Source organism: Methanoregula sp. (assembly GCF_035543475.1).
GTDB lineage: Archaea > Halobacteriota > Methanomicrobia > Methanomicrobiales > Methanospirillaceae > Methanoregula.
This window is the reverse complement of the sequence record NZ_DATKKA010000008.1, coordinates 62056-68055: the sequence shown is the minus strand read 5'-3', so window position 1 is coordinate 68055 and position 6000 is coordinate 62056. Positions and strand designations below refer to the sequence as shown.

Annotated in this window: 7 protein-coding genes and 1 tRNA gene; 6 read left to right on the top strand and 2 right to left on the bottom strand. The window is 59.1% G+C overall.

The window, feature by feature from the left end; translation table 11 throughout:
- A partial coding sequence (gene apgM / locus VMS83_RS03770) for a 2,3-bisphosphoglycerate-independent phosphoglycerate mutase (RefSeq protein ID WP_325410015.1) occupies positions 1 to 730 on the bottom strand: 730 nt, incomplete at its 3' end.
- 53 nt (positions 731 to 783) lie between these two features.
- Entirely contained in the window at positions 784 to 1713 is a 930-nt protein-coding gene (locus VMS83_RS03765) for an NAD-dependent epimerase/dehydratase family protein (RefSeq protein ID WP_325410013.1), read from the bottom strand.
- A 39-nt stretch (positions 1714 to 1752) separates the two neighbouring features.
- Between VMS83_RS03765 and VMS83_RS03760 the strand changes: the two genes are divergently transcribed.
- From VMS83_RS03760 to VMS83_RS03735, 6 genes are all read left to right on the top strand, one after another.
- Positions 1753 to 2631, top strand: a complete 879-nt coding sequence (locus VMS83_RS03760; protein ID WP_325410011.1) for a methanogenesis marker 12 protein — start codon at positions 1753 to 1755, stop codon at positions 2629 to 2631.
- A 44-nt stretch (positions 2632 to 2675) separates the two neighbouring features.
- Positions 2676 to 3221, top strand: coding sequence for a pyruvate ferredoxin oxidoreductase subunit gamma (locus VMS83_RS03755; RefSeq protein ID WP_325410010.1), 546 nt, complete (start codon positions 2676 to 2678; stop codon positions 3219 to 3221).
- A complete protein-coding gene (locus tag VMS83_RS03750) occupies positions 3221 to 3481 on the top strand; it encodes a 4Fe-4S binding protein (protein ID WP_325410008.1) in 261 nt (86 codons plus the stop codon). Before VMS83_RS03755 ends, VMS83_RS03750 begins: the two co-directional genes overlap by 1 nt.
- The gene (porA, locus tag VMS83_RS03745) at positions 3482 to 4636 is read left to right on the top strand and encodes a pyruvate synthase subunit PorA (protein ID WP_325410006.1); all 1155 of its coding nucleotides are present in this window, start codon (positions 3482 to 3484) and stop codon (positions 4634 to 4636) included.
- Between the two features lie 2 nt (positions 4637 to 4638).
- A complete protein-coding gene (gene porB, locus VMS83_RS03740; RefSeq protein ID WP_325410004.1) occupies positions 4639 to 5538 on the top strand; it encodes a pyruvate synthase subunit PorB in 900 nt (299 codons plus the stop codon).
- 73 nt (positions 5539 to 5611) lie between these two features.
- Positions 5612 to 5683, top strand: a tRNA-Val gene (locus tag VMS83_RS03735).
- Positions 5684 to 6000 lie beyond the last annotated feature (317 nt).

Here is a 6000-nt window from a genome sequence, read left to right as displayed (position 1 = left end):
TGATGACCTCCATGCCGGCACAGCGGGCGATACCATTGAGGAGGTCCACAGCAGAGATCATGCCCCCCGTGCGCCGGTATTTTTCAGAGAATGCCGGGAACGCCGGTCGGAACCCGCCGCTCCACGGCCATATCTGCGTTGCCGGGGTCTTCCCCGCCTTTATCCGAGCCTCATTGACAGGGTGACCGGCAAACACCCTGCGACTCGTTTCCATGCAGGAGAGGAGGAGATCGGCATCCCCGTTCCGGGGCAGGTATTCCGCAATCGGCTGGCCCACGATATCGTGAGGCGGGGTGGACTCCGCAGCCGAACCGTGGGGGACGATCAGGAGGTTGCGGTAGCTAACCCCGGCCTTTACCGTGACCCGGGGCACCTCGGGGGCAAGGGAAGCGAGGAGGGCAGCGCCCTCGGCGCTCGTGATATGGCCCGCGGAAAAGTCCGCCATCACCTCATCCCGGACGGTAACAATATTGCAGCGGTAGGCGACGTCCGTGGGGGCGAGATCGATCCCCATGCTCATCGCCTCGAGCGGGCCCCGCCCGGTGTAGTATTTCTCCGGGGCATACCCGAGGATGGACATATTCGCGATATCGCTTCCCGCTTCAAAGCCGTCGGGAATCGTGTGCACCATGCCGCAGGCGCCTTCCCGCGCCATCCGGTCCATGTTGTGGGTCTTTGCGTACTCCAGCGGGGTCTTCCCCCCGAGTTCCGGGATCGGCTCGTCGGCCATCCCATCTCCAAGGATAAGGATACACTTTGCAGGCTTCGTAGCGCTCCCCTCACTTAGGATTTAAGCAGGTCGCGGACCGCCAGTTTCACACTCTCGCGCGACCCGAGCTGTGGCTTCCAGCGTTTCCCCTTGATCCGGTCGATGGAGAGCTGCATTTTCGGCACATCGCCCACCCATCCCCGCTCGCCGCCGGTAAACCGGAACTTCACGTCCGGCAGGTGCATCTCCTCTGCCACGATCTCTGCAATGCTCTTTACATCGATCCAGTCCTCGGAACCGATATTGAATATATTGACGGTCCCCTTGGTGCGCAGGGCAAAGAGCATGGCGGCAACGCACTCGTGGACTTCGAGATAGGACTTGACCTGCTTCCCGTCCCCGAGGATCTCGAGCTCGTTGGGGTTCTCCCTGAGTTTTTTTATGAAATCCGTGATGACTCCGTGGCCGCTGCGTTCGCCCACGATATTGGCAAACCGGTAGATCCAGGCTTTCATGCCAAAGGAATAACAGTACGAGGAGATCAGCGCCTCGCAGGCCAGCTTGCTTGCCCCGTACACCGAGACCGGCAGGAGAGGAGCATAGTCTTCCGGCGTAGGAATGACCGTTGCCTCACCGTAGACCGTGGAGGTCGAGGTAAAGACAATCTCCGGGACCTCGTATTTGCGCATGGCTTCGAGCACGCGGTACGTGGCCATGATATTGTTCTGCAGGGCCGGTTCGGGGTCGATTGCGCTCTGCCGGACATCCGGGTCGGCTGCAAGGTGGAAGACCCGGTCCGCTCCCTCGATATGCTCCTGCCAGCCATCGCGCAAAAGGTCAGCCCTGACAAACCGGGCCACGCCCGTGTCTATGTGGCGGGCAATACATTCACGGTGTCCTGCGCAGAGCGAATCGATGACAAGCACTTCGTTACCCTGTGCAACGAGTGTATCAACCAGATGGGAGCCGATAAACCCGGCCCCGCCTGTCACCACATCAAACATCACTACCTAATATGTAGCCTATGCTATAGGATTACTGCTATGTTTGTGGGGATCGACCACGGCACGACCGCCATGCGGTTTGCCTCCAGGAAGAACCAGTTCAAGATGACGCGCGAAGAGGCTACCAGGTTCTCGATCAGCGATCTTGCCCGGCTCTGCCCCCCTGACGAGATAGAGGGTATTGCGCTCTGTTACTCGATGGGCGACAACTTCTCGAAGATCACCCCGATTGATAAGGTAAAAAACCGGGGGATTGTCAGCCGCGAGGGTGCGGGCAAGCACATCGGCGGCGGGACAAAGGTCTTTGACGAAGTAAAAAAGAGCGGCATCCCCGCGGTGGTCATTCCCGGCCTGCACCGCGGCTCTCCCACCGATCCCCGGTTCAAGGCCTACTCCCACCAGGCAAGCCCGGAAAAGATCGGGATCGCCTTTGCGGTCTGCAATGATCTGGGGGACGATGTCGTGGTCTCCGATGCCAGCTCCAACACCGTGACCCTGCTCGTCTCCGCAGGAAAACTGGCCGGGGCCTTTGACGCCTGCATCTTTGCGCCCGGTACCCGGCACGGCGCGCTCGACGTGGACGCCATCCGCCGGGTTGATGCCGGCGAGTGCACGGCAAATGAGGCGTTCCAGAAGGCCGGTGTAAATTATTCCCTTCCCGATGACGGGGACCTGCGCATGCGGACCGTGGCCATGTTCTCGGCCATGGAGTGCGCCGCGCTCCTTTTGCTCAATCCGCGCGCCCGGGTAGCACTGGCCGGGTCGCTTGCGCCCACCATTGCACCTGAGGTGGAAGCGCTTCTGGGGCAGGATGTGGCCGTTTACGATGAATGGTGCGCATCCCGCGGACTTGCAGCCATTGCTCTTGAAGTCTTTTCCGGGGCCCGGAGCATCCTCGGCGTCGATGTAGATCTCTAGATTTATATCGATTTATCATGTAAGATCTCTGGGGGATTTTTCCTTTGAGAGAACTACGTATCCACGGCAGGGGCGGCCAGGGCTCGGTCACCGCTGCGGAACTTATTGCTGTTGCTGCGTTTGAAGGGGGCGTTTTTTCGCAGGCGTTCCCTGCGTTTGGTGTCGAGCGGCGCGGCGCTCCGGTCCAGGCATTTGTACGGTTCGATGACCGGAAGATCCGGCTCCGGAGCCAGGTGTACGAACCGGACTATATCATTGTCCAGGACAGCACGCTCATCAAGGACGTGAATGTTTTTTCCGGGGTAAAGAAGGGCGGGATCGTCATCGTCAATACCGAGAAGGCACCGGATTACAAGGTGCCCGAGGGAGTCAGGCTGATCACCATCGACGCAACGTCCATTGCGCTCAAGGTGATCGGTCTTCCCATCACCAATACCTCCCTCATGGGAGCGTTCGCCGCCGCAACCGGCGAGATCAAGTTCGATGCACTCAAGAACGCGCTTACCCACCGGTTCCCCAAAGAGCTCGCGGAGAAGAACATTGAGGCTGCCCGCCAGGCATTCGAGGCTGTCAAGGGAGGTGCTGCATAATGGCGCTGGCTGTTGGCTGCCGGGCCCGGCCGGGAAAGGCGCGGGACAATAAGACCGGTTCGTGGAGGGTCTTCAAGCCCATATTCGATCACGAAATATGCTCCAAATGCGGGACCTGCCAGATCATTTGCCCCGAAGGCTGCATCACCGAAGATGCCGAAGGGTTTTTCGATCCCGATTATGCCTACTGCAAGGGTTGCGGCATGTGCGCACAGGAGTGCCCGAAAGATGCGATCTCGATGAAACAGGAGGAGAAGTAGATGCTCGAAATTACCGAAGGCTCGATGGCTGTCGCCGAGGCGGTCCGGCTTTGCCGCCCGCAAGTCGTCTCCGCGTACCCGATTACGCCCCAGACCCACATTGTCGAAGCGCTCGCCGAGATGGTGGCGAACGGGAAACTCGACGCGGACTACATCACGGTCGAGAGCGAGTTCTCCGCACTTTCCGCCTGCATTGGGGCAAGCGCAGCAGGATCGAGGACCTATTCCGCAACGACTTCGCAGGGCCTCGCCCTGATGTACGAGGTCTGCTTCAACGTGGCCGGTATGCGCCTGCCCATTGTCATGACCATTGCCAACCGGGCTATGGGGGCTCCCCTCTCCATCTGGAACGACCAGCAGGATTCGATCTCCCTGCGGGATTCCGGCTGGCTCCAGGTCTATGCCGAGGACAACCAGGAGGCAACCGACCTCCATTATATCGCCTACAAGGTCGCAGAAAACCCCGCGGTCCTGCTCCCGGCCATGGTCTGCTTCGACGGGTTCATTCTCTCTCACACCTATGAACCGGTGGACATGATCTCGCAGGAAGACGCCGATAAGTACCTCCCGAAGTTTGTACCAAAAGAAAAACTCGACGCGGCTGACCCCATCAGTTTCGGGATGTACGCAACACCCGAGTATTACCTCGAGTTCAGGTACGAGACCGACAAGGCGCTCAAGGATGCTGCGGCCGCGATCCGGACTGCCGGGGCCGAGTTCGGGAAGATGTTTGGCCGGGATTACAGCGCACTGGTCGAGGGATACAAACTTGAGGATGCGGAGACCGTGATCGTTGCCATGGGTTCGATCTGCGGCACCGTCAAGGACACCATCGATGATATGCGGGCTGAAGGAAAGAAGGTCGGGCTTCTCAAGATCCGGGTCTTCCGCCCCTTCCCTTCCGAGGATGTGGCAAAGGCCCTCAAAGGGGCAAAGCACGTTGCGGTTCTCGACAAGAACATCTCGCTTGGCGCAAAGGGTGCCGTGGCTCTCGAAGTAAAGGACGCACTTTACGGCTCGGCTGTCCCGGTGTACGATTACATTATCGGCCTTGGCGGCAGGGACGTGCGGAAGAAGGACATCCGCGAAGTTGTCGCGCTTGCGGAGAAGGGCAAGGGCGACCAGTTTATCGGGCTACGCAAGGAGGTGCTCTGATCATGGCGGACAAATCCTGCGAACTCTTCGACGCCGGCCACCGGGCCTGCGGGGGATGCGGCGCTGCTCTCGCAGCCCGGCTCATGCTCAAGGCGGCGGGACCGAATTCCATTGTGGTCTCTTCAACGGGCTGCATGGAGGTCTTCTCCACACCGTATCCAGAGACCGCGTGGAAGGTCCCGTGGATTCACTCGCTCTTCGAGAACGCATCGGCAGTTGCCTCCGGGATAGAGTCCTCGCTCAAGAAACAGGGCAGGAAAGAGAAGGTCATCGTGATGGCTGGTGACGGGGCGACATTCGATATCGGAATGCTCTGCATCAGCGGCGCGTTCGAACGCGGCCACGATATCACCTATATCTGCTACGATAACGAGGCCTATATGAACACCGGCATCCAGCGATCCGGGGCCACCCCTTACGATGCGAGCACAACCACGAGCCCGGCCGGGTCGCAGTCCTTCGGGAACAAGCGCCCGAAAAAGGACATGCCCCAGATCCTCGCGGCTCACGGCGCCCCGTACGTTGCAACCGCGTCCATAGCATACCCGAATGATCTTATCCAGAAGGTGGAAAAGGCGATCAACACGGTAGGCCCGACCTATGTCCAGATCCACGTGCCCTGCTGCACCGGCTGGGGTTTTGAAGGGGAGCAGACGATCGCGATTGCAAAGCTCGCCATCGAGACCGGCCTCTGGGTGAACTACGAGATGGTGGACGGAAAAGTGACGAAGGCAAAGAAAGTTGTCAGGAAACCCGTTGAGGAGTACCTCAAGACCCAGAAACGGTTCCGCCACCTCTTCAAGCCCAAGAGGCAGGATGCCGAGATCGCTGCCATCCAGGCCATGGCCGACCGGAATGCCGAGAAGTACGGCATCGACATCAAGATAGCGAAGAAAGAGTAATCCCTTTTTTTCCCGCCGAGGGAGCGTTTCACGACAATTTTAATACGTTCCAGTCCGACATAAGTAGGTTATCGGGCTCGTGGTCTAGCGGTATGACGTCGCCCTTACACGGCGAAGGTCACCGGTTCGAATCCGGTCGGGCCCATTCTTTTCTGGCAGGTTTGTGAGGATACAGCAGAAGGGGGTATCGCCCCATTATGATTCCACCCCCTCCCCTCAGCATGATCACCCTTCCCTACCCGGTTTTATGATCAGGGACACCCCCTTCAAAAAAATCACAGGCCCTCCTCCGGCCCATGGGGGCGTCTGCAAAAAAATAACCGGGGCCCACTTCACTCAGCATAAAGCGGGACCCCCTTGGTTTATTCCAGTTTCAGAACCTGTGTTTCCACTGAAGTGTCAGACGAGAGGGGATCGGGGGTCCCCCTTTCCTCAATGATAAGGGGGACCCAGTTATCATGA